The sequence below is a fragment of the Heyndrickxia coagulans 36D1 genome (assembly GCF_000169195.2).
GTDB lineage: Bacteria > Bacillota > Bacilli > Bacillales > Bacillaceae_C > Weizmannia > Weizmannia faecalis.
Window position 1 is genome coordinate 3,484,448 of sequence record NC_016023.1, and the last position, 22,071, is coordinate 3,506,518.

At 48.3% G+C, this 22,071-nt stretch carries 25 protein-coding genes; 6 read left to right on the plus strand and 19 right to left on the minus strand.

Annotated elements, in window-relative coordinates; all coding sequences use genetic code 11:
- Window positions 1-123: 123 nt before the first annotated feature.
- Window positions 124-1,500, plus strand: coding sequence for an RsmF rRNA methyltransferase first C-terminal domain-containing protein (locus BCOA_RS34020; protein WP_014098462.1), 1,377 nt, complete (start codon window positions 124-126; stop codon window positions 1,498-1,500).
- An 81-nt stretch (window positions 1,501-1,581) separates the two neighbouring features.
- On the opposite strand, the gene BCOA_RS34025 is transcribed toward BCOA_RS34020, so the two are convergent.
- Window positions 1,582-2,139 carry a YpmS family protein gene (locus BCOA_RS34025; protein ID WP_014098463.1) on the minus strand — a complete coding sequence of 186 codons (558 nt, stop codon included), beginning with the start codon at window positions 2,137-2,139 and terminating at the stop codon, window positions 1,582-1,584.
- Between the two features lie 26 nt (window positions 2,140-2,165).
- On the minus strand, window positions 2,166-2,939 hold the full coding sequence (locus tag BCOA_RS34030) for an SGNH/GDSL hydrolase family protein (protein WP_019721148.1): 774 nt from the start codon (window positions 2,937-2,939) through the stop codon (window positions 2,166-2,168).
- A gap of 184 nt (window positions 2,940-3,123) precedes the next feature.
- Between BCOA_RS34030 and trhA the strand changes: the two genes are divergently transcribed.
- The gene (gene trhA / locus BCOA_RS34035) at window positions 3,124-3,762 is read left to right on the plus strand and encodes a PAQR family membrane homeostasis protein TrhA (RefSeq protein WP_014098465.1); all 639 of its coding nucleotides are present in this window, start codon (window positions 3,124-3,126) and stop codon (window positions 3,760-3,762) included.
- A 41-nt stretch (window positions 3,763-3,803) separates the two neighbouring features.
- Here trhA and BCOA_RS34040 read toward each other — a convergent pair whose 3' ends face one another.
- From BCOA_RS34040 to mntR, 10 genes are all read right to left on the minus strand, one after another.
- Window positions 3,804-4,292 carry a dihydrofolate reductase gene (locus BCOA_RS34040; RefSeq protein ID WP_014098466.1) on the minus strand — a complete coding sequence of 163 codons (489 nt, stop codon included), beginning with the start codon at window positions 4,290-4,292 and terminating at the stop codon, window positions 3,804-3,806.
- Window positions 4,289-5,083, minus strand: coding sequence for a thymidylate synthase (locus BCOA_RS34045; protein ID WP_029142277.1), 795 nt, complete (start codon window positions 5,081-5,083; stop codon window positions 4,289-4,291). Before BCOA_RS34045 ends, BCOA_RS34040 begins: the two co-directional genes overlap by 4 nt.
- 317 nt (window positions 5,084-5,400) lie before the next feature.
- Entirely contained in the window at window positions 5,401-5,979 is a 579-nt protein-coding gene (locus tag BCOA_RS34050) for a YpjP family protein (RefSeq protein WP_014098468.1), read from the minus strand.
- A gap of 110 nt (window positions 5,980-6,089) precedes the next feature.
- Entirely contained in the window at window positions 6,090-6,527 is a 438-nt protein-coding gene (locus BCOA_RS34055; RefSeq protein WP_013859198.1) for a BrxA/BrxB family bacilliredoxin, read from the minus strand.
- An 18-nt stretch (window positions 6,528-6,545) separates the two neighbouring features.
- Window positions 6,546-7,670, minus strand: coding sequence for a conserved virulence factor C family protein (locus tag BCOA_RS34060; protein WP_014098469.1), 1,125 nt, complete (start codon window positions 7,668-7,670; stop codon window positions 6,546-6,548).
- A gap of 251 nt (window positions 7,671-7,921) precedes the next feature.
- Window positions 7,922-9,805, minus strand: a complete 1,884-nt coding sequence (locus BCOA_RS34065; RefSeq protein ID WP_014098470.1) for an ABC-F family ATP-binding cassette domain-containing protein — start codon at window positions 9,803-9,805, stop codon at window positions 7,922-7,924.
- Window positions 9,802-10,452: an HD domain-containing protein gene (locus BCOA_RS34070; protein WP_014098471.1), complete on the minus strand. Its 651-nt coding sequence runs from the start codon at window positions 10,450-10,452 to the stop codon at window positions 9,802-9,804. The genes BCOA_RS34065 and BCOA_RS34070 overlap by 4 nt, the downstream gene beginning before the upstream one ends.
- Before the next feature lie 83 nt (window positions 10,453-10,535).
- Window positions 10,536-11,036, minus strand: coding sequence for a hypothetical protein (locus BCOA_RS34075; RefSeq protein WP_014098472.1), 501 nt, complete (start codon window positions 11,034-11,036; stop codon window positions 10,536-10,538).
- Between the two features lie 14 nt (window positions 11,037-11,050).
- Entirely contained in the window at window positions 11,051-12,736 is a 1,686-nt protein-coding gene (locus BCOA_RS34080; protein ID WP_014098473.1) for a formate--tetrahydrofolate ligase, read from the minus strand.
- A 312-nt stretch (window positions 12,737-13,048) separates the two neighbouring features.
- Entirely contained in the window at window positions 13,049-13,468 is a 420-nt protein-coding gene (mntR, locus tag BCOA_RS34090; protein WP_014098475.1) for a transcriptional regulator MntR, read from the minus strand.
- A 313-nt stretch (window positions 13,469-13,781) separates the two neighbouring features.
- On the opposite strand from mntR, the gene cspD reads away from it, so the two are divergent.
- A complete protein-coding gene (gene cspD, locus BCOA_RS34095) occupies window positions 13,782-13,985 on the plus strand; it encodes a cold-shock protein CspD (protein WP_013859190.1) in 204 nt (67 codons plus the stop codon).
- A gap of 234 nt (window positions 13,986-14,219) precedes the next feature.
- On the opposite strand, the gene BCOA_RS34100 is transcribed toward cspD, so the two are convergent.
- Window positions 14,220-14,396 carry a zinc-finger domain-containing protein gene (locus BCOA_RS34100; RefSeq protein WP_014098476.1) on the minus strand — a complete coding sequence of 59 codons (177 nt, stop codon included), beginning with the start codon at window positions 14,394-14,396 and terminating at the stop codon, window positions 14,220-14,222.
- Between the two features lie 141 nt (window positions 14,397-14,537).
- On the opposite strand from BCOA_RS34100, the gene sspL reads away from it, so the two are divergent.
- Window positions 14,538-14,678: a small, acid-soluble spore protein L gene (gene sspL / locus BCOA_RS34105; RefSeq protein WP_013859188.1), complete on the plus strand. Its 141-nt coding sequence runs from the start codon at window positions 14,538-14,540 to the stop codon at window positions 14,676-14,678.
- An 87-nt stretch (window positions 14,679-14,765) separates the two neighbouring features.
- Here sspL and BCOA_RS34110 read toward each other — a convergent pair whose 3' ends face one another.
- From BCOA_RS34110 to miaA, 6 genes are all read right to left on the minus strand, one after another.
- Entirely contained in the window at window positions 14,766-15,665 is a 900-nt protein-coding gene (locus BCOA_RS34110; protein WP_014098477.1) for a 5'-3' exonuclease, read from the minus strand.
- Between the two features lie 138 nt (window positions 15,666-15,803).
- On the minus strand, window positions 15,804-17,075 hold the full coding sequence (locus BCOA_RS34115; protein ID WP_014098478.1) for a methionine gamma-lyase family protein: 1,272 nt from the start codon (window positions 17,073-17,075) through the stop codon (window positions 15,804-15,806).
- Between the two features lie 73 nt (window positions 17,076-17,148).
- Window positions 17,149-18,399 carry a GTPase HflX gene (hflX, locus tag BCOA_RS34120; protein WP_014098479.1) on the minus strand — a complete coding sequence of 417 codons (1,251 nt, stop codon included), beginning with the start codon at window positions 18,397-18,399 and terminating at the stop codon, window positions 17,149-17,151.
- 283 nt (window positions 18,400-18,682) lie between these two features.
- Window positions 18,683-19,624, minus strand: coding sequence for a stage V sporulation protein K (gene spoVK / locus BCOA_RS34125; protein WP_014098480.1), 942 nt, complete (start codon window positions 19,622-19,624; stop codon window positions 18,683-18,685).
- Between the two features lie 269 nt (window positions 19,625-19,893).
- On the minus strand, window positions 19,894-20,124 hold the full coding sequence (hfq, locus tag BCOA_RS34135; protein ID WP_013859183.1) for an RNA chaperone Hfq: 231 nt from the start codon (window positions 20,122-20,124) through the stop codon (window positions 19,894-19,896).
- A 174-nt stretch (window positions 20,125-20,298) separates the two neighbouring features.
- Complete coding sequence (gene miaA, locus BCOA_RS34140; protein ID WP_026104631.1) at window positions 20,299-21,252, minus strand: tRNA (adenosine(37)-N6)-dimethylallyltransferase MiaA; 954 nt, start codon at window positions 21,250-21,252, stop codon at window positions 20,299-20,301.
- 259 nt (window positions 21,253-21,511) lie between these two features.
- Here miaA and BCOA_RS34145 point away from each other — a divergent pair, with 259 nt between their 5' ends.
- Together BCOA_RS34145 and BCOA_RS34150 are read left to right on the plus strand one after the other, a co-directional pair.
- A complete protein-coding gene (locus tag BCOA_RS34145; RefSeq protein ID WP_014098483.1) occupies window positions 21,512-21,694 on the plus strand; it encodes a hypothetical protein in 183 nt (60 codons plus the stop codon).
- Window positions 21,695-21,783: 89 nt separating this feature from the next.
- Window positions 21,784-21,993, plus strand: a complete 210-nt coding sequence (locus tag BCOA_RS34150) for an aspartyl-phosphate phosphatase Spo0E family protein (protein ID WP_014098484.1) — start codon at window positions 21,784-21,786, stop codon at window positions 21,991-21,993.
- The last annotated feature ends 78 nt before the right edge of the window (window positions 21,994-22,071 follow it).

The window sequence follows — 22,071 nt, forward strand, 5'->3', positions numbered from 1 at the left end:
CTTTATAATAGATTATTTTTTATTTTACCTGTTGATGTTGTTTTCATCCAGTTTCGTGACTGCAAGCCCCGATTTCATTATAATGGATCATAGTGGCGATTTTAACGGAAAGGGGTCTCATGATTGGAATTACCTGAAACCTTTATGGAAAAGATGGGGCAGCTGCTTGGAAAGGAAGCCGATGATTTTTTCCGCTCCTATGAAAAACCGCGGGCATCCGGATTGCGCCTGAATCCGGCAAAAGTGAGCGAAACGGAATGGCATGCGCACAACCCTTTCCATTTGGAAAAAATTCCTTTTGCCTCCGGTTATTATTTTGATGAAGAAAAAGACAAGCCTGGAAAACACCCGTACCATGCCGCCGGGCTCTATTATATCCAGGAGCCGAGCGCGATGTTTATCGCAGGGCAGCTCGGACTTGAAAAAGGCGATAAAGTGCTTGATTTATGCGCCGCGCCGGGGGGCAAATCGACGCAAATTGCATCTGGAATCGGCGAAAACGGATTTCTGCTTGCAAATGAAATCCATCCGAAGCGGGTGCGCGCGCTTTCTGAAAATATTGAACGGCTTGGGTTCTCCAATACCGTTGTGACAAACGAAACGCCTGAAAAACTGAGCCGGCATTTCGAAAACTATTTCGATAAAATTTTGGTTGACGCCCCCTGTTCTGGGGAGGGCATGTTTAGAAAAGATCCTGAAGCAGCACGTTTCTGGAGCCAGGAACATGTCGAAGCGTGCGCTCAAAAACAGCGCGCGATCTTGGAGCACGCCTGGAAGATGTTAAAACCCGGCGGCACCCTTGTTTATTCGACCTGCACCTTTTCTCCGGAAGAAAACGAACAGACGATTGAAGCTTTTTTGGCGCGGCATGAAGACATGGCCCTGGTGCCGATTCCCCATGAACACGGCGTCGGACCGGGAAAGCCGGAATGGGCAACAGAAAAGCGGCAAGATTTGTCCAATGCGGCGCGTTTATGGCCGCACCGCTTAAAAGGCGAAGGCCATTTTGCCGCAAAAATGCGCAAACACCCGGGGGAAACGGGGCAAACGGTGCCGTTTGAAAAGACCGTGAAGCTTTCAAAGCAACAGGAAAAAGACTGGACAACCTTTGCAGAAAACACCCTCCAGCATTTTGATCCAGGCAGGCGCTCCTTTTTTCTGTATAAAGACGAACTTTTCCTGCTGCCCTTTAACTGCCCGCAGTTAAAGGGGCTCCGCCTTGTCCGGTGCGGCCTGCATCTCGGCGCTTTCAAAAAAAACCGGTTTGAACCGAATCACGCGCTCGCGCTTTCCCTGAAAGCCGGACAATGCAAACATCGGATGGACCTTAGCGCCGGAAGCAGTGAATGCATCCGCTATTTAAAAGGGGAGACACTGCCGGGAACAAGCGAGAATCGCGGCTGGGTCCTGATCACGGTGGACGGTTTTCCGCTCGGCTGGAGCAAAGAAGCGGGCGGCATTTTGAAAAACTTTTATCCGAAAGGGTTAAGGATCGTTTAAAACCCGTATAATGTGCACAGGCGGCGGCGAAACCTTCTGTGGCATATTGAAAAGCCGGCTTTTAAAGGCCGGCTTTTTGCGTTATTTTGGAAATCCAAGTGTAAACGAGATGTCATCATGCTGCAAATCAAATTCGTTGACTTTTACTTTGGCGCCGTTTTCCAGCTTCATATTTTGCAGCTGGACATACACTAGTTTTTCGCCCGGCTGGATGATCACCCATTTCGGCAGGTGGTAAGTCGTTTTGACGAATTGTAAAATATAGGATACCGGGAGATGGATGGAACCGAGGGATACAGATTTTTGCTTTAAAACGAGATCCCCATTCTTTAACGCTTTCGGCTTAAACGTCATCTTATACTGCATTTTTTCGGAAAAGACCCCGACAGTTCCATAGTAGACGACTTCATCATTTAAAAACACTTTCCCCTTTATTTTTTCTTCCCGCAAATAGCGGTTAATGAGCGCCGTTAAATCCGCCTTGTTTGTCTCTACCCGCAAATCAACCGTTTTTCCGGTTTTTTCCGGTTCCGGCACGCGGCCATCCGGCACAAAAAGAAAAAAGGAAAGCACAAGTACAAAGGCCACAACCACTGAAGCCAGTGCAAAAAAAGCGATTTTCCATGGGTTTCTTTTCACGCAAGCATCATTCCTTTACCACTTTGCTATTTTGGAATCCCCAAAAAATTCCCTTTCAGGAGATACCGGTAAATCCGTTTCGACATCCGTTTATACCCTTCATCGTTCGGATGGAAATGATCGTCATAAAGCAATGCATCTTCGTTATTCTCAAAAATATCCGCAACCGGGATAAAAACGGTATTTTTATAGCGAGATGCCACCGCTTTGCCGGCATTATTCCAGGCTGCAAGCATTTGGTCCATTTCCTTTATATCGGTCAGCCACTTTGAAAAAGGGTTATAGAGACCGACGAGCGCGATCTTTGCATCCGGATTGACCGCGCGGACGCGGCGGAAAATTTGATCGAGCCGTTGTTTGTACCCCGGAATGGCCGCCTCAAATTCCTGCTTGTTTAAGTTGGAAATATTTTCACGGAACACTTTCATCATATCATTGCCGCCGATGGTAATAATAACAACATCTGAATCCTTGATGGACTTCCGGATTTTTTCATTCTGGAGCCGGGCAAGCAATTGGTCGGTCCTGTTCCCTTTTACGCCATAATTGGCAATGGTGGTTTTTTTCACACCCTTTAAGGCGTCTAGTTCATTTTTCAAATAATAGGTGTAGCCGCCGCGCCCCTTGCTGTCGCCTACGCCTTCAGTCAGGGAGTCCCCGATCGAGACGATGTGCAGCGGAACGGGCACCATCTTTTTTTCATTGCTTGCCGATTTAAACAACAGGCCGGTTATGCCGTGTGAACAGCCCGATAAGGCAAGCGCAACGGAGATGAGAAGAGGAATGAACCATTTTTTCATTTTTGACACCACTTTTCAAGCCTTTCTGAATTTACAATGTACCCATTATAACATGAAAAACGGGATCTTCTGCTGATTTACGCATAAAATTGCACCCGCTTAAAGCGCAAGATGTTTCCATTGCAGATTGGCCCGCCAAACACTATAATAAAGAGAAGCCCAAAGACAAAGGTGGTTTAAATTTTTGACAACTTCAACACTGCTTTCATCCTGGAAACAGGAACTGGCCAATGCCGTTACGCATGGCATCGGTTTTCTGCTCAGCATTCCGGCGATGGTCGTGCTCGTCGTTTTCGCCGCAGAAAAGAATAACCCGCTCTACCTGGCAAGTTTTCTCGTTTTCGGGATTTCCATGCTGCTTCTGTATTTGTTTTCCACACTGCTGCACAGCTTTTACTGGACGAAAGTGAAAACATTTCTCGCCATTCTGGACCATTCTGCCATTTACCTGTTAATTGCAGGAACCTATACGCCGATTGTGCTGATTACGCTGCATGGCACTTTGGGATGGGTGCTGTTTTCGGTCGTGTGGGGAGTGTCTGCTATTGGCATTGCTGGAAAATGTTTTCTCATTCACCGTTTTAAATTATTGTCCACGATGCTTTACTTAGTCATGGGTTGGCTGATCCTCATTGCAATTGAGCCTTTGTATAAAGGGCTTTCAGCTCCGGGATTCTGGCTCCTTTTTTCAGGCGGGATCTGCTACTCGGTAGGCGCCGTGTTCTACACATGGAAAAACCTTCCTTACTCCCATGCGATCTGGCATATTTTTGTCATTGCCGGCAGCGCATTTATGTACTTCACTATTTTATTTTATGTCTGATGGCACAGAGAAAAACCATGGGAATGTTTCCATGGTTTTTTTTACCTTTTCCGTACAAATACTTGAAATTCGTAGTCATAAGGATTTTTTTCGTTTTTTATCCCCTTTGTGCTGGAAGCCATTTCCCACTTCTCCCAGTCAACGGGCGGAAAATAGGTATCGCCTTCCATGTCAGCGTGTATTTTCGTCCGGTACAATTTTTCCGCTTCCTCGAGCAGCAGGGCAAAAATCTCCGCGCCGCCGGTGACAAAAATCTCGCCGCCATGTGCATCCGCCCATTTTAACAATTCTGTTTTGCCGGCGACAACGACGCAGTCTTCCGCCTGAAAATCCGGGTCTCTCGTCATCACAATATTCGTTCTGCCGGGAAGCGGCTTTCCGATCGATTCAAACGTCCGCCTCCCCATGACGACCGGATGGCCCATTGTTACATTTTTAAAATACTTCAGGTCTTCGGGAAGATGCCACGGAAGCGCGTTGTTCTTTCCGATTACGCCTTTTTCATCTTCCGCCCATAAAAAGGAAATCATACACTCACCCTCCCCGGGATGTGCGGATACGGATTGTAATCTTTTAATGTAAAATCTTCGTACCGGAAGGAGAAAATGTCTTTTACTTCAGGATTCAAAACCATTTTCGGCAGCTTGCGGGGCTCCCGTTCCAGCTGCAGCTTCACTTGTTCGATATGGTTCAAGTAAATATGGGCATCGCCAAGCGTATGGACAAAATCCCCTGGTTCCAGACCCGTGACTTGCGCAATCATCATCGTAAGCAGCGCGTAAGAAGCAATGTTAAACGGTACGCCGAGGAAAATATCGGCCGAACGCTGGTACAGCTGGCATGACAGCTTGCCGTTTGCCACATAGAACTGGAAAAAGCAATGGCACGGCGGCAGGGCCATCCTGTCAATCTCCCCGACATTCCAAGCGTTAACGATCAGGCGCCTGGAATCCGGATTGGTTTTAATTTGTTCAATGACCTGGGTGATCTGGTCAATTGTCCGCCCGTCCCGGGTTTGCCATGAACGCCATTGTTGCCCGTAAACCGGGCCGAGGTCGCCGTTTTCATCTGCCCACTCATTCCAAATGCGGACGCCGTTTTCCTGGAGGTATTTTACATTCGTATCTCCTTTCAGCATCCAGAGCAGTTCATAAATAATCGATTTCAAATGCAGTTTCTTTGTTGTCAGAAGCGGGAAACCGTCCTGCAAATGAAACCGCATTTGATGGCCGAAAACGCTGATCGTTCCGGTACCGGTCCGATCATCTTTTTTGACGCCGTTTTCGAGCACTTCGCGGCAAAGATCCAAATATTGTTTCATCATGATTCCATCCTTTGTCATTCAAATATCCGGGTTTCTACCCTGGAAAATTGTGCTGTACAAAATGAACTCCAGTATTTAAAATGGGGCAAAGCCATCCATCTGCATGATTATTCCCTGTTGCAGCCGGCAACAAAGCAGCCATATTTCGCTCATTTTATATCCTTCTGCTGGTGCTGCATTCACTGCGTTTGCAAAAAGTGCATGGAATGTCCGCGTGGATGTTGGGGTTGCCCGTCTCCACCCTGCTTTAGCCTTTTATCCGTTAAGGCGTTGTTTGTTTCCAGCTGCTGCCGCGGCAGGCATTCATCCCGCCTTTACCCTTTCATCCATTGCGGCGGCATGTTTTTGCCCCAGTAAATGGTGCCAAGATGGCGGTGCGTTTGGAAATGGTCAAAGGCCACATGGTAATGGAAATTAAAATAGTAGCCGTCGCCGGGCGGATGGTCGCGCCGGACATGGAAACGGATAATGTCTTTATTTGTTTCCGTATTGTATATATGAAACATTTTTTCACCGGTTCCCGCACTCGGCTGGTCTGAAACAGCGAGCAGCGGCAGTTTGTCCTGCGGGTATTCCTGCAGCGTTTCCGCGATGGCGGTTTGAATATTTGGCAAAACGGCAGTACGGAACTCGTCTTCAATGACAGGCCTGATCCTTTCCCCGAATTTCAGATAAGCCCGTTTTTCTGCATCTTCAACGAACGACCGGGCAAGCGCGGCACGGTCCATTTTGCGGCTTGTGGCAGCTGTCCGGTTGGAATAAGCAGCAGTCGTTTCCGCCGTTTCATTTCCTGTTTTATAAAGATGATTCCAGATGACATGGGAAGGGGGGACAAGGCCGAATGTTAAAACAGAAACAAGGATGACCATTGATTTTTTCAGCCAGTTTTTCACGCGATCCCCTCCATATCCCGACAGTTCGAATATGTATTTATTATATAATATTTACACAGAAAAAACAGGCCCCATTTTGCACCCGGAATGATGCAAACGGGGCCGCTATTTTACGCGCAGTATTGGTCAAAAGCGGCATGCAGATTTTCGATGATTTCTTCGACTTCATGCCCTTCGATATCGCTCCTCGGGATAAAATGGGCTACTTCTTTTCCTTGAAGAAGCGCTACGGAAGGGGAGGATGGTTCGATGCCGGTAAAATATTCACGCATTTTTGTCGTTGCTTCTTTGTCCTGGCCGGCAAATACCGTGACAAGATGGTCTGGCTTCTTTTCAGCCGTCCGGATCGCTTCGACAATTGCCGGACGCGCAAGCCCGGCTGCGCAGCCGCAAACCGAATTCACGACAACCAGCGTGGTGCCTTCCGCTTTTTCCATATAGGCCTCGACTTCTTCCGGTGTGCGCAGTTCCGTAAACCCGTTTGCCGTCAATTCTTCCCTCATCGGGGTAATAAGCGCCCGCATGTATTCTTCATATGCCATTGACATGTTGATGTCCTCCTTTAATTATGGCTGGATTTGCCTTGCTTCTGTCATCTGCTTCCAGACCGAGCCTTTTGCTTCTTCACCCTTTGTAATCCGCTCAATCGCCATTCTGACCTGGAGCCTGACTTCAAATTCAGGGTCGTTTTCCGCTTCCCTTAAGGCCGGGAGAGAAGCCTCGTCGCCCGCTTCGTATAAAAACATGGCGGCGCGCCACCTGACAATTTTGCTTTTATCTTTAAGCGCTTTTGCCATTTCCCCGCATGCCTCTTTGAACCCGAAGTCGCTAAGGCAGTCGCCTGCCGTCCGCCGCACGCTTGCATTCGGATCGTGCAGGCCGCGGTATAATAGCGGCAGCACCCGCTTGTCTTTCACCATGCCCAAATAAACAACGGCAAGCCGCCTGATCGATGGTTTTTCATCTTCCAGGGCTTTCTCCAGGACAGGCAGGTCGGAAAGATCAGGGTCTTCCATTTGTTCAAGGAGCCGGTACCTTTTGCGCCAGTCATCCGTTTCCAGCATGCCGGGCGTTAATTTCAGCCTTTTTTTGGCGGCTTGAACCTGCTCCGGATGCTGCGCTTCATTGACAAGCCGGTTTAGCCTTTCTTTCGGATAAGCGGCAATGATTTCTTCTGTGACTTCCGCACCGATTTCTTGCATCTCCCCGTACCGCACGCCGAAGTCTTTCCATTTTCGCAAGAAAACATAATTGTCGCCTTCCAATTGCGCAGCGGCAAGCGCCTCGGCAAAATAAGCCGGCAGCCCGAAACGTTTTTCCTGTTCCCCGTCCGCCAGTTTGACCTGGAGCGGAATGCCTTTAAACATCTGGACAAACACCTGGACTTCCCCGAAATGCTCATTGGCACGGGGGCTGTTTCCGGTTTCTGTTTCCGCCTCCCCGAACACCTCACGCACTTTCGGCAAAATGTCCTGCCAGTCCGTTTTACCATGCCGCTCCACCGCGAGAAAATCCGCAACATGGTATACGCCTTTCACGCCTTCGATATCAAGAATACGGCGGATCACAGGCGGCACCCCTTCTTCCTGCCCTTTCTTATAATTGCTGCGGGCGCCGTCCGGCAGTGCTTCCGTCAATACGACTTTCATCGTATTCGGGCTCGGCGTTGGTTCAATCGCTTTAATTTTCATTTCCACACCGCCTTTCCCATTCAAGTCTACTTGCATTTTAACATAATCACAGTGGATACACGAATGAGTTGATTCTTTTCGGAAATATCAAGCGTATCTTGAAAATGGAAAACATCTTTTGCGCGTTCGTAGGCTCACCCTTTTTTCCTTTCAAAAAGCATGTTCCCGGCTACCACCTATTCCTCCAGCCCGGAAAGCGACGGACCAACTGTCACGCTTTTCCGGCAAAAAACGGGTCGCCTTCCTCAGAATTAGTTGTCGTTTTTTTCCTGCAGTTCGGAAAGATAGCTCCAGCGTTCAATAAGGCCTTCCAGCCGTTCGTTTTCTTCTTCGAGCGCTGTTGAAATTTCCTGAGCTTTGACAAAATCGGAGCCGGCTTGTTCCAATTGTTCGTTCAGTTCGGCAATGGTTTGCTCGCATGCTTCAATCTTTTCGTCTATCTCTTCCCATTCCCGTTGTTCATGATAAGACCATTTTTTTCGTTTCGGTTCCCGTTTAGGCTTTGGCACATCCGTTTTTTCCTCCTGTGCCGGCGTTTCATGCGCGATTTCGAGGTAGTCGCTGTAACGGCCGAAAAAGCGGCTGATTTTGCCGCCGCCTTCAAAAATAAGCAGCTGCTCCGCGGTTTTATCAAGAAAATAGCGGTCGTGTGAAACCGAGATGACGACGCCCGGAAACTCTCCGATATAATCTTCAAGCACGGTAAGCGTCTCCGTATCGAGATCATTCGTCGGTTCGTCCAAAAGCAGCACATTTGGCCGCGACATCAGAAGCCTGAGCAAATACAGCCTGCGCTTTTCGCCGCCCGACAGTTTTCTGACCGGGGTGCCGTGCGTGTGCATGTCAAAAAGAAATCTTTCCAGCATTTGCGCGGCGGAAATCGTTTCCCCGTCTTTTGTTGTCACCGTATCCCCCGCTTCCCGTATATACTCGATCATCCGCTTATCTTCATTCATGCCTGGCGTTTCCTGACGGTAATACGCGATTTTGACGGTCTGCCCGGTGAGGCGTTCCCCGGAATCGAGCGGAATCCTGCCAGCGAGAATGTTCATCAAAGTTGATTTTCCGCTTCCATTTTTCCCGACGATGCCGATCCGGTCACCCGGCTTTACGAGCAGGTTGAAATCCTTTAGAATCGTCTCTGAACCGAACGCTTTATTAGCATGCTGCAGTTCAAAAACCTGTTTGCCGAGGCGGCTGCCGGACAAAGCGATATCGGCTTCCTGCTGCCGGGGGCTTTTACCGAGGCTGGATTCCAGTTCTTCAAAACGCCCGATCCTTGCTTTTTGTTTTGTCGAACGCGCCTTTGCCCCGCGCTTCATCCAGGCAAGCTCCCGCCTGTACAAATTTTTCCGTTTTTCTTCCTGCTGCAGTTGCGCTTCTTCCCGCTGCGCTTTTGCTTCCATAAAATCCTGGTAATTCCCTTTGTAGCTGTACAGTTTTCCACCATTAAGCTCGAAAATCCGGTTTGCCGCCCGGTCGAGGAAATAGCGGTCATGTGTCACAAACAGGACAGAACGGGGATATTTTGCAATAAATGCTTCCAGCCACTTGACAGCCGGATAGTCGAGATGGTTGGTCGGCTCATCCAAAATCAACAAATCGGGTGTTTCCATTAATACCCGGGCAAGGGCGACCCGCTTTTTCTGTCCGCCTGACAATCCCGAAATTTTTCTGTCCAAATCGCGGATGCCAAGTTTTGAAAGGACCGTCTGTGCATTGGCGCCGGCTTCCCATGCACCGCCGGCATCCATTTCTTTTTGCAGCCGGAACAATCGATCCTGTTTGTCTGCATTTCCCGGATCCTTCCCGACTTCAAGCAGCGCCTCTTCATAGGAACGTAAAAGCGCCATAATTGGAGACTCGCTTTTATATACCTGTTCAAGGACCGTGAAGGCCGGATTCAGTTCAGGCTCCTGCGGCAAATAACCAATGGTATAATCGTTCGGCGTGCTCAGTTCCCCGCTATCCGCTTCATCCTGTCCCGCAATGATTTTCAGCAGGCTCGATTTTCCGGTGCCATTGACGCCGACAAGGCCGATCCGTTCCTGTTCCCCAATGTGGAAAGAAAGATCACCAAACAGCACTTTTTCCCCGTAAGATTTTGTCAGTCCCTGAGCTTGAAATATTTTCATCGTTCAACATTCCATTCTTTGAAAAATTCCTGTAAAAACTGCTCCATAAAGTAGTGGCGTTCTTCTGCAAGTTTTTTCGCCGTCTCAGTGTACAGCCTATCTTTTAAAAGTAATAGCTTTTCATAAAAATGATGGATCGAGGAAGTTTTCCCGTTTCGATATTCTTCTTCAGTCATTTGTTTTCTCACTGGCAGTTCCGGGTCATAGAGCGGCTGACCCTTTTTTCCGCCGTATGCGAATGCGCGAGCGATCCCAATTGCCCCGATTGCATCCAACCGGTCGGCATCACGGACAGCCATTGCCTCAAAATGCAACAGTTCTGTTTCATTGCCGCCTTTAAAAGAAATGCTTGCAACGATATTTTGAATTTGCTCTTTTTGATATTCCGCTAGCGGCAGGCTGTTTAAAAAGGCCTTCAGTTTTTTCGCCCCTTTCTGGTTGTCCGCGTTCAGCTTTACGTCCGGAATATCGTGCAAAAGGGCGCTAGCTTCAATGATAAATCGATCACCTTTTTCCTCTTTTTCCGCAATATAGAGTGCAAGCCCGCGGACACGCCTAATGTGGTGCCAGTCATGACCGGAAGCATCTCCGCTGTGGAAAGCGCGGGCGAACTGTTCAATCTGTAAAAGAACCGGATGTTTATACATAAATGCCCCTTTCTTTGCCTTCATTTTATCATGTTTTTTGGGCAAGCAAGCCAAAAGCTGCACGACAGAGCATGCAGCTTTTGTTAGACCCTCATCCGGCGCAAAGTCTTCACGGCATCTGCGGGCATCTTAAGCAAATCATCCATTAAATCTTCCGTTATCAGCCGGGCAAAATCGATGGCAACTTCTTCGGTTACACCCGAGCGTGATGAGCGGACAGTCCTTTCCTCGATGCGGCGCCGGTTGCCGTTTCCCCATGCGGAAAGGATAATCTGTTTATAATCAGCGGATCGGTCTCTGTTTTTCCAGGAAAAAGTTACGGCCGCACTGGCACCCGCTTTGGCGCCGGACGCGAGATCCAGTATTTCCGCCGCCAGCTGCCCGAGCGAAGCCGAAAGACAGATCGTTACGCTTGCTTCCTGCCATTCCGGAAGCTGAAGCGTAATGCGGTATTCCCGGGACATTTCCGCCAGGTCGACCAGGTCTTTTCTTCCGGTGATGGATGCTTCCCCTCGTAAATCAAGCTCATAGGCAGCACCTTCGAATACAGTCTTCATATTTTCAAAAGCAGTTGGGTCAAACATCGCCTGTCCCCCGTTTAAAAGAGCCCGGATGCGCGACCGTCCGCATCAACATCCATCCGGTAAGCGGCCGGTTCTTTCGGAAGACCCGGCATGGTCAGAACGTCTCCTGTCAGGGCAACGATAAACCCGGCGCCAAGCTTCGGGACAAGTTCGCGGACATGGATCGCAAAATCATACGGACGGCACGTTTTGTGCGGGTCATCGGATAAGGAATACTGCGTTTTTGCAATACAAACAGGAAGATGTCCCCATCCGAATTGTTCAAATTCGCGGATTTGTTTTTGCGCCTTCGCGGAAAATTCGGCACCGCGGCCGCCATACACCTGACGCACAATCGCCTCTATCTTCTCTTCAATGGTTGATTCAAGCGGGTAAACCGGCCTGAATGTATGTGGCTGTTTGGCGGCTTCCAGCAGTTTGGCCGCAAGATCTATGCCACCTGCGCCCCCTTTTTCCCACACTTCCGTAAGCGACACAGGAATGCCACGTTCACTGCACCAATTTTCTAAGACAGCAATTTCCGCATCACTGTCCGATATAAACCGGTTGATGGCAACGACAAACGGCAGACCGAATGAAGCGATCGTTTCAACATGTTTTTGCAGGTTTAAAAGCCCGGCTTCAAGAGCCGCAATATTTTCTGCCGCCAAATCTTCCTTTGACACCCCGCCGTGCATTTTTAATGCGCGGATGGTGGCGACAATCACAACGCCGTCCGGTTTCAAGCCGGCTGCCCGCGCTTTAATGTCGAGGAATTTTTCAGCACCGAGATCGGCACCAAAGCCGGCTTCCGTGACGACATAATCGGCCAGTTTCAAAGCGGTTTTGGTCGCCATCACGCTGTTGCAGCCGTGCGCAATATTGGCAAACGGGCCACCGTGGACAAGCGCCGGTGTATGTTCGATCGTCTGGACAAGATTCGGTTTCAAAGCATCTTTCAGCAATAAGGCAATCGCGCCTTCGATTCCGAGGTCACCGACGGTCACGGGTTTCTTTTCGTAATTGTAGGCTACAACGATGTTCGCAATCCGCCTTTTTAAATCTTCGAGATCTTCCGCCAGGCATAAAACGGCCATCAGTTCAGAAGCCACCGTAATGTCAAATCCGTCTTCACGGGGCACGCCCTGGCCGGGACCGCCGAGACCGACGACCACATGGCGCAGCGCCCGGTCATTTAAATCGACCGCCCGCTTCCAGACAATGCGGCGCTGGTCAATCTGCAATCGATTTCCCTGGTGGATATGATTGTCCAGCAAAGCGGAAATGGCATTATTGGCAGCGGTAATCGCATGAAAATCGCCTGTGAAATGAAGATTGATCTCTTCCATCGGCAAGACTTGTGCATAACCGCCGCCCGTTGCGCCCCCTTTCAGCCCCATGACCGGTCCGAGTGATGGCTCCCTTAAGGCAATCACGGTTTTATGGCCCAGCTGTTTTAATGCATCGCCGAGTCCGATTGTGACGGTTGACTTGCCTTCCCCAGCCGGCGTCGGATTGATGGAAGTGACAAGAAATAATTTTCCGTCTTTTTTGGTTTTAAGCTGCTTGATTTTTTCATATGTAATTTTCGCCTTGTATTTCCCGTAATATTCAAGGTCTTCTTCTGCAAGCTGCACGGTTTCCGCAATTTCTTTGATCGGTTTCAGCGAAGCATGCTGTGCAATATCAATATCCGTCTTTCCAATCGAATGGCTTGGCAATGTCAAATCCTCCGCTTCATCAAAAATCTGCTTCCATCTTCTATTCTACATACCCCTGTAGCCCATTGCACCTGAAAAAAGGATTTTTTCACCCATACCGGAAAATCGTTTGGCTCTAGCCCTAATTTTCTGCATAAAGGCGCCATGCGAAGTTTGTTTTCCGGCTGGCGGGAAAGAGCCCTGCTTGCATCAAGCAGGGAGGGTTCTAAATCCTGATGCGTGCCGGCAGACAGCCTTTTAGGCAACATGCCCCATCATCCGGTGCATAAAAAGGAACCAGCACCCATTTCAAGGGCAGGGAGGCCGGAAAATTCAATCCTCGTTTTGTGCCTGAAGCCGCTTCAGGTCGTTCACCCGGCCCGGATCTTCCTCAAAGTATTGGACAAGGTCTCCGATCCGGTCAATGGAATTCCAGCTCAGGTGATGTTCAATTCCTTCTACATCTCTATAAATATTTTCTTCGTCGACCCCGATGATCCTTAAAAACTGTTCAAGCAAATGATGGCGGTCGACGAGCCGTTTTCCAATTTTTTTGCCTTTAGGGGTGAGGACCAGTCCGCGGTATTTTTCATAAACAAGATAATCATCCTTATCCAGCTTCTGTACCATTTTCGTGACGGATGAAGGATGAACGGAAAGCGCTTCTGCAATATCAGAAACACGCGCATATCCTTTGCTTTCAATCAGAATAAAAATCTGTTCAATGTAGTCTTCCATACTAGGTGTCGGCATCCACGGGCCCCCATTCTTACAACAAATATTGAGTCTGCCGGTACAATAACAATACCATCAGTTTACTATAATCACGGATGATGTACAAGAATTCCTGAAAAAAGCTGCGCCAGTTTTAAACCGCTTGCAAATTTAAGAATTCACAACAATTTTCCCTCATTTTTGATTCGTTTGTCTTGACTATCCATACCGGATGGAGTATATTAATTATAACATTAAACAAGTGATTTCCCAGACCTTGATGGCGGTTTTTCATCTGTTTAATGCAACATTTTTTGGCACGAACGTGCTTTTGATTTAGGAGGATTAAGAAATGCAAAACGGTAAAGTAAAATGGTTCAATAACGAAAAAGGCTACGGGTTCATTGAAGTTGAAGGTGGAGACGATGTTTTCGTTCATTTCACCGCTATTCAAGGTGAAGGATTCAAAACATTGGAAGAAGGCCAAGCTGTTTCTTTCGACATCGTTGAAGGCAACCGCGGACCTCAGGCAGCGAATGTAACAAAACTTTCATAAATCATAGAATGCAACGAGGCTGGCTTTTATGCCAGCCTTTTATTTTTCTGCATTTGTGTAAGTCCTCACAATACCGGATTGTGGCATTTTTCCGGTTGTTGCATCAGTATACTGTTTACAGTCTGCGATGTCTTCCGCCACGCCTGTTGTCTGAGCCGACTTTGTTCGATTTAATACGGCAAGACGGGCAACCGTTTTCGGGTGCCGCCTGTTTCCCGCATTTTGTAACACCCGTCACGATAACCGGTCGCCGTATTTTTTCAGCTTTTCGCCTACCGTGCATTGCCGGATGCAAAACTGGTGGGCATATTTTTTCCCACGTGTTTTCCGGAAATGCGATTTTAAAAAACAGCCTTCACAATACGTCTTTAATATTTCATCCACTTCCCGGATGAGTTGTTTTCTTTCCATCTTTATCCCTTCTTTCTTTCCGCCAGCTTTCCCATCCGCATTGCACGTGCATTTATCCATTGCGGCACGCCTGACTTTCCCGGGGATCCCTTTATCAAAATTTCCCCGAATTTGGGCATGCTATAACAAGAGGTGATCAGGATGGCTAAAAAAGACAATACAAACCGCGGTAAAGCGGCAAATTCCGTTACGCCGCAAGGAATCGCACAGGATGCGGCATTCGCGCCGGACCCAAAAACAACCCTTGAAAACCGCGCGAAAAAGTCCAATACAAAAATCTGACAATCGCAAAACGGAGAAGAAAAACAGCATTCTTGTCCTGAATGCTGTTTTTCCACTTTCCGTCCCCAATTAAACCGGGCAAAGTGGTTAAGAAATGAAGCTTGCGTTTATCCGCGCTGTAACCAAATGGCGTTTTACCATTTTTAATTCCAGTTCCTCCATCAGTTCCATAAACGTTTCAGGAATCTGGCCAAACCGCGCTTCTTCCAAAGAAAAAGCCACAGGCACATCACAACGGATTTCAGCAAGTTTTCTGCTCAGGTGCAGCATCTCCAATCCCGCTTCGATTTTTTTCTGCTGCGACGGGGTGAGCTCCCCGAGATGCCCCAAAATGCCGCTGATGTTTCCAAACCGGCTGACGAGCTTAAACGCTGTTTTTTCACCGATCCCCTTCACACCCGGATACCCGTCGCTTGCATCGCCCATCAGCGCTTTTACATCGATAAACTGCCGCGGCGTCACCCCGTATTCGTCCATAAACGCCGCCTTTGTATAGGTTTTATAATTTCCGAACCCTTTTTGGAGGAGATGGACTTCCACATGGTCATCCAAAAGCTGCAAGATGTCGCGGTCGCCGGTCAAAATGGAAATATCCGCCTCGTCTTTGAACCGGCTGCTAAGGGTGCCAAGACAGTCGTCCGCTTCATACCCGGCCACTCCGACATTTGGAATTTCAAAAGCTTCCACTGTTTCTTTCGCCAGGTCAAATTGCGGAATCATCTCAACCGGCGGGACGTCCCGGTTTGCTTTATATTCACCGTACAGGTCGTTGCGGAACGTTTTGCTCCCCATATCCCAGCAAACGGCCACATGCGTCGGTTTTTTGTTCTCAGCCGCCAAAAGCAAATGGCGCAAAAAGCCCTGCACGCCGTTTGTCGGCATCCCTTTAGAATTCACCATAAACTGCCCCGTCACGGCAGTGGCATAAAAAGCCCGGAAAAGGAGCGCCATCCCGTCAATTAAAAGCAAATGCGGCCTCTTATTCATGCGATCACCTCATCAAATATCATCCTGTTATTATAACACAACCAGCAACTGGCCGCATTGAAAAAAGGCGGTTCTAAACGGGCGAACCATTGTGCCCGGTTGAAATCCAGCCGACCGTAGATCAAAGCAGGGAAAAATTCAACTGGGATCTACAAGATTTTCTTCCATCAACCGGTCGAGCGCGAGCAGGACGGCCATTTTGACATGCGCATACGTAAGGCCGCCCTGAACATAGGCGGTGTATGGCGGGCGGAGCGGGCCGTCGGCGGAAAGCTCGATGCTTGCCCCCTGGATAAACGTGCCAGCTGCCATGATGACATCGTCCGCATAACCGGGCATATCACTCGGGTATGGCGTCACATATGAATTCACCGGTGAAGCAAACTGGATCGCCTGGCAAAAGGCGACCATGCTGTCCGGGTCGCCAAATTCAACGGACTGGATGAGGTCCGTCCTCGGCGCATCCCATTTCGGATACGTATTCATCCCGGATTTTTCCAAGATTGCCGATGTAAACACCGCACCTTTTAATGCCTCTGCCACCACATGCGGCGCCAGAAAGAAGCCCTGGTACATCTCAAGAAGGCTGTAAAGCGATGCTCCTGCTTCCGCGCCAATTCCGGGAGATGTCATCCTGTAAGCGCAGCTTTCCACCCATTTTTTCTTCCCGACAATATAGCCGCCCGTTTTCGCAAGCCCGCCGCCCGGATTTTTGATAAGCGAACCGGCCATTAAATCCGCGCCAACATGGCATGGCTCCTTCTCCTCTACAAATTCGCCGTAGCAGTTGTCGACAAACACAACTGCATCCGGCTTGATTTCTTTTACAAAGCGGATCATTTCCCCGATCTCATCCACTGTAAACGAAGGTCTTGACGCATATCCTTTTGAGCGCTGGATCGCAACCATTTTTGTATGGGGATGGATCGCTTTTCTTACCGCTTCAAAATCGACCGTGCCGTCTTCCTTCAAGTTTACATAATTATAGGTTATGTTAAACTCCTGCAGCGAACCGTTGCCACTACCGTGCACCCCTGTAATTTCATCAAGCGTATCGTACGGCTTTCCGGTTATGTATAGCAATTCATCCCCCGGGCGGAGGACGCCGAAAAGCGCAATCGTAATCGCATGTGTCCCGGAAATGATTTGCGGGCGGACGAGCCCGGCTTCCGCGCCGAAAACATCGGCATATATGTTCTCAAGTGTTTCCCTGCCGGCGTCATCATAGCCGTATCCGGTCGACGGATAAAAATGCGACTCGCTCACTTTATACTTTTGAAAACTTTGCAAAACGCGGAACTGGTTCGCTTCCGCCCGTTTTTCTATTGCGCTGTGGACCGGGCGAATTTGACGCTCGGCCTCTTCTGCCATTTGCCTGAGTTTGGCACCATGAGTCAAATACTGGTACATCTTCTACACCTTTCCGTTCAAAATATGGGGTGCATGCAAGGCAACCCGCTGCATGCACCCGCGCGCAAGGTTTTTATTCAGCATATTGTTGTATCGCGCCCAGAACCGGATGGCCTGGAAGCGCATATCCCTTGCACTGGTATGCCTCATTTTCTTCTTTAAAAATTAGTTCTCTTAAAATGGTATCACTTTTTAAAACTGAAAGCAGCTTTCCTTCTGTTTGCGGGACAAGCGCGCGATACGGCACCATTTCGGCCAACACTTGTTTTTCAATTTCCAACAGCAGCCGGTGGATGTCTTTTTCGTCTTTCGCGCTGATCATGATGCTGTTTTGTGCATTGGGCACGAAATGGCTGTCTTTTATATCCATTTTATTGTAAACGGCAAGCTGCGGTAGATGGTTCATTTCCAGTTCGGAAAGCAGGCGCTGCACCGTTTTTTGATGGTTGTCATAATCCGGGTTGGAACTGTCAATGACATGCAAAAGCAAATCGGCTTCCCGCACTTCTTCTAAGGTCGAGCGGAACGCCGCAATCAGTGTCGTCGGCAAGTCCTGGATAAATCCGACCGTATCCGTCAACAAAGCCGTATAACCGCTTGGCAACACAACTTTTCTTGTCATCGGATCAAGCGTGGCAAACAGCTGGTTTTCTTCATAAGAATTTGCGGCAGACAGGCGGTTAAACAATGTCGATTTTCCGGCATTGGTATAGCCGACAAGCGCAATTTGAAACACATGGTTCTTTTTCCGCCTTTCGCGGTACCGCTCCCGGTGGTGGACAACCGTTTCAAGCTGCGCCTTGATTTCAGAAATGCGGCGGCGGATATGGCGGCGGTCCGTTTCAAGCTGGGTTTCCCCCGGCCCCCTCGTGCCGATTCCGCCCCCGAGCCGCGACAGCTCCGTCCCGCGCCCGCCAAGACGCGGCAGCAAATACTCAAGTTGCGCCAGTTCCACCTGGAGCTTCCCTTCTTTTGAGCGGGCACGCGTCGCAAAAATATCAAGGATGAGCTGTGTCCTGTCCAGCACGCGGCAATCCACCGCGGCCTGGAGATTGCGGAGCTGGCTCGGCGAAAGTTCCGCGTTAAAAACAATCAGATCAGCTTGCAGTTCTGAAACAAGCGCCCTTAGTTCCGCTACCTTGCCTTTTCCGATATACGTAGCAGCATCTACCCTGTCCCGTTTTTGTACGACTTCAAGCACCGCTTCCCCCTGCGCCGTTTCGACAAGCCGCTTCAGCTCCTCCATTGAATAGGCAAAACGGCTGTGGCTGATGCCGCTCCATTCGCATCCGACAAGAATTGCTCTTTCTTTTTTATTTTCCATTTCATCACCTGTTCCGTCCAGTATACCTGTTATCTTACCAAAAAACGCCCAAGTATAACATGTCGAGGCGCTTTTTTTGGGAAACAGGGCATGGCTTCATGCGATATCGCTTTTTTACCGCCCCCATTAAAAAAGCCCGGGCGCTGTTATGCCCGGGCTTACCTTTCTTAAAAATGTCTTCCCGGGCTGCTTATTTTCCGTGCGAAACATCTGGCCGAAAAAGCCGATTTAAGCTTCCCTACGGAAAATAAGCGCCTGCTGCAAACTGCATAGGATGCAGGCGTCAGTCCGGAAAAACAAGGTCACTGCTGCGCAGCGTGACCAGCTCATGGCGGTCATAGCAAGCCTGCATTAACAGCCGCATGGCCTGGGCGCGCACTGACTTTTCAATTACATTCCGCACATACCGGCCGTTTGAAAAACTGGCAGGGGTGCTCGTTGTTTTGACAAAAGCCAGATGATCGCGAAGCTTCCGTTCTGCATCCAAACTGAGCGTATACTCTTTTTCCGTCAGCATCCTTTTCCCGATATCCATGAGTTCCTCTACCGAGTAATCAGGAAAGTTGAACACGATCGGAAACCGGGAATACAGTCCCGGATTCAGGCTCAGGAAATAATCCATTTCGTTTGAATAGCCGGCCAAAATTAAAATAAATTCGTGCTGTTTGTCTTCCATATGCTTTACAAGCGTATCGATTGCTTCTTTCCCGAAATCTTTCTCGCCGCCGCGGCCGAGAGAGTACGCTTCATCAATAAATAAAATGCCGCCGATCGCTTTTTTAATCAAATCTCTTGTCTTTTGCGCCGTATGGCCGATGTATTCGCCAACCAGATCGGCCCTTTCCGCCTCAATCAAGTGGCCTTTTGACAATACATTCATTTTATGGAACAATTTCCCGATCAATCGGGCGACAGTTGTTTTGCCGGTTCCGGGATTGCCTTTAAACATCATATGAAGGGCCTGCTTTCCCGTTTTTAACCCGGCGGCTTCCCTTTTCTTGTTAATATAGATCCAGGCATAAACTTCTTTAACCATTTTTTTGATTTCTTCCATTCCGACGAGCGTGCCAAGTTCATCTTCAATTTCTTTTAAAATTTCATGTTCTGCTGATAAATCTTTTTTGCCGGTTTCTATTTTCGGCTGGGGAATAACGGCCTCCCTTTGGCCCGCATGGAGGACAATATTGATCTGGCCGTTATTTTTCATACGAATCGGTTGATCCATCACCGCCACCTCGCATTCTACAGACAATATACGCGGATTGGGCCGGGAGTGTGACAAATGCCCACGTACAAAAACTTGTTGTCCGGCATAAGAAAACCGGTTGTTTTTCAAATCCGCACCGGTCGAAAATCAGCACCATCCAAAATGGCGGGGGAAATTGTCGGTTTTTGCGCTTTCCCGAGAAATAATGATCTGTATCAGTTTATGTTTCAGAAGCGGATAACAGTACACATATTTAAAATGCCCGGCAAGCTGCCGGACATTTTGTTTTAATTTTCCTCGAAATTGATTTGAACATTTTTTTGCGGCTGGAACGTTGAAATCGCATGTTTGAAAACGAGTTGCTGTTTGCCGTCTGTTTCAATCAGCACGGTGAAGTTATCAAAGCCTTTTACCTGGCCGCGAAGCTGAAAGCCGTTCATCAAAAAGACTGTGACAACCGTACCGTCTTTCCGCAATTGGTTTAAGTACTGGTCCTGAATATTGATGGCTTTGTTCATTGCGAATCCTCCTCTTTCTCTCTATTTTAACCTGCTCATGACTAAAGCCGCGAGATTCCTGCAAACGCCGGTGGATCTCCGGTGATTTTAGCAGGCAGCCCCCGCAGTTTCTGCGGTTCGGTGCCCGGAGCATCTCATGACTGAAGTCACGCGTGTTCCTGGCTATACTCTATATTATAAACTATTCGATTTTAATTGTAGCTTTCCTGCTATGAAAGCGGAAATTTCTTCAAATTTTTTTTCCTTTTCTTCCTCTTTTGTCATGTCAAACCACTCAATTTCCATCTTATTGCGGAACCAGGTAAGCTGTCTTTTGGCAAAACGCCTTGTATTTTGTTTTAAGCGGGAAACAGCCTCGTCAAGGGTCATGCGCCCGTCAAAGTAATCGTAAAGCTCTTTGTAGCCGATCGCCTGGATGGACTGGACACCGCGCAAATTTTTGTCATACAACTTTCTCACTTCCTCGATTAAACCGCGTTCCATCATTTGATCGACCCGTTCGTTAATGCGTTGATACAGCTTCTCCCTCTCCATCACAAGCCCAATGAGCGCCGCACAATAAAGCGGTTCATCCTGTTGCTGTTTCTTGTAGTCTTGCATCGTCCTACCGGAAAAATGGCATACTTCCAACGCCCGGATCACCCTTCTGACATTATGTGGATGAATCTTTGCGGCACTTTCCGGATCGGTTTTTTCCAGTAATTTATAAAGCAGGCCGGGCCCTTCCCGCCTTGCAATCTTTTCAAGTTCCGCGCGGTATGCCGGATCTCCGGCAATGTCCGAAAAACGGTAATCGTATAAGACAGATTGTATGTAAAGCCCTGTGCCGCCGACGATCATGGGCAACTTGCCGCGGGAAGCAATATCGCTTATTTTTTCTCGTACCAGTTGCTGGAATTCAGCAACCGAAAAAGACTCATCCGGATTTTTAATGTCGATCAGGTGATGGGGAATCCCTTCCATTTCAGCCTGCGTAATTTTTGCTGTGCCGATATCCATGCCTCTGTATACTTGCATCGAATCGCCGCTGATGATTTCAGCATTGAATTTTTTCGCGAGGCGGATGCTAAGTGCCGTTTTTCCTGATGCTGTCGGGCCGATCAGTACGATCAGTTTTTGTTTTGCCATTCGTACCCTACCTTTTATGCCGGAGATTGCAGCATTCTTTAAATCCCCGGATTTTTCCGTCTCTATCGTACCATAAAACAGCAAACAGAACATCTATACAGTTTCCCTTTTTTCGGGATTTTATTCATCCTTGAAAATTCACTTACGAAAAAATATTTAAAAAAGTGTGTATAGGGCTAAAGTCCTGCTTCACATCCGGTCCATTTATACTATATAATAAGGATAATCATTATGATCTATGTAAGGCAGGTTTTTTCGTATGGTTAAAAATGACGAACGCATCATTTTCATCATTGAATTAGGGCGGCTTTTAGATGAATACCACAAATGCCCGTATGAGGCTGTGAAAAAAAGCATATATGAAGATATCGTTTTGCTCAGGCATGCCATTGACCCTGATTCAAACGATATGCCTGCCAGCTCCGCAAAAAAACCATCTTAAGCACAACCGCCTCCAAAACACGCTCATGCTGCCTTTTCTTCAAAACTGTTTTTCTAATCTTCTTATTTTTCTCCGAAAGGGATGTTTGCATGGAAAAAACGAATCAGTATCTCATACTTGCCTCTGCCCATCTGTCCCGCAATATTTTCATCCTCCGCGAACAATTGATGCAGTGTGCCAAACAAAACGGCATGAACCACCCGGAAACAATCCGCCAAAGCCAATTATTGGACAAACTGATTTATGAATACCAGCTGGTAATGCTCGCACAAAGCAAAGACGGCTCTTTCCATGATTAATTCCTTCCATCCGCCCAATACCTTAAAACAAAGACCAGTCGCTGCTTTTCTGCACGTCGTCGTGATGGTGGCCCGTCA

What these genes read in the sequence shown, in the direction of transcription:
- BCOA_RS34115 (WP_014098478.1), bottom strand. Translation starts at nt 17,075, where the DNA reads ATGTACCAGTATTTGACTCATGGTGCCAAACTCAGGCAAATGGCAGAA.
- BCOA_RS34110 (WP_014098477.1), bottom strand. Translation starts at nt 15,665, where the DNA reads ATGAATAAGAGGCCGCATTTGCTTTTAATTGACGGGATGGCGCTCCTT.
- mntR (WP_014098475.1), bottom strand. Translation starts at nt 13,468, where the DNA reads ATGCCGACACCTAGTATGGAAGACTACATTGAACAGATTTTTATTCTG.
- BCOA_RS34040 (WP_014098466.1), bottom strand. Translation starts at nt 4,292, where the DNA reads ATGATTTCCTTTTTATGGGCGGAAGATGAAAAAGGCGTAATCGGAAAG.
- spoVK (WP_014098480.1), bottom strand. Translation starts at nt 19,624, where the DNA reads ATGGATCAACCGATTCGTATGAAAAATAACGGCCAGATCAATATTGTC.
- sspL (WP_013859188.1), top strand. Translation starts at nt 14,538, where the DNA reads ATGGCTAAAAAAGACAATACAAACCGCGGTAAAGCGGCAAATTCCGTT.
- BCOA_RS34100 (WP_014098476.1), bottom strand. Translation starts at nt 14,396, where the DNA reads ATGGAAAGAAAACAACTCATCCGGGAAGTGGATGAAATATTAAAGACG.
- BCOA_RS34060 (WP_014098469.1), bottom strand. Translation starts at nt 7,670, where the DNA reads ATGAAAATTAAAGCGATTGAACCAACGCCGAGCCCGAATACGATGAAA.
- hflX (WP_014098479.1), bottom strand. Translation starts at nt 18,399, where the DNA reads ATGGAAAATAAAAAAGAAAGAGCAATTCTTGTCGGATGCGAATGGAGC.
- BCOA_RS34045 (WP_029142277.1), bottom strand. Translation starts at nt 5,083, where the DNA reads ATGAAACAATATTTGGATCTTTGCCGCGAAGTGCTCGAAAACGGCGTC.
- BCOA_RS34030 (WP_019721148.1), bottom strand. Translation starts at nt 2,939, where the DNA reads ATGAAAAAATGGTTCATTCCTCTTCTCATCTCCGTTGCGCTTGCCTTA.
- hfq (WP_013859183.1), bottom strand. Translation starts at nt 20,124, where the DNA reads ATGAACAAAGCCATCAATATTCAGGACCAGTACTTAAACCAATTGCGG.
- BCOA_RS34065 (WP_014098470.1), bottom strand. Translation starts at nt 9,805, where the DNA reads ATGAAAATATTTCAAGCTCAGGGACTGACAAAATCTTACGGGGAAAAA.
- BCOA_RS34075 (WP_014098472.1), bottom strand. Translation starts at nt 11,036, where the DNA reads ATGTTTGACCCAACTGCTTTTGAAAATATGAAGACTGTATTCGAAGGT.
- BCOA_RS34055 (WP_013859198.1), bottom strand. Translation starts at nt 6,527, where the DNA reads ATGTCAATGGCATATGAAGAATACATGCGGGCGCTTATTACCCCGATG.
- miaA (WP_026104631.1), bottom strand. Translation starts at nt 21,252, where the DNA reads ATGGCAAAACAAAAACTGATCGTACTGATCGGCCCGACAGCATCAGGA.
- BCOA_RS34145 (WP_014098483.1), top strand. Translation starts at nt 21,512, where the DNA reads ATGGTTAAAAATGACGAACGCATCATTTTCATCATTGAATTAGGGCGG.
- BCOA_RS34150 (WP_014098484.1), top strand. Translation starts at nt 21,784, where the DNA reads ATGGAAAAAACGAATCAGTATCTCATACTTGCCTCTGCCCATCTGTCC.
- BCOA_RS34070 (WP_014098471.1), bottom strand. Translation starts at nt 10,452, where the DNA reads ATGTATAAACATCCGGTTCTTTTACAGATTGAACAGTTCGCCCGCGCT.
- cspD (WP_013859190.1), top strand. Translation starts at nt 13,782, where the DNA reads ATGCAAAACGGTAAAGTAAAATGGTTCAATAACGAAAAAGGCTACGGG.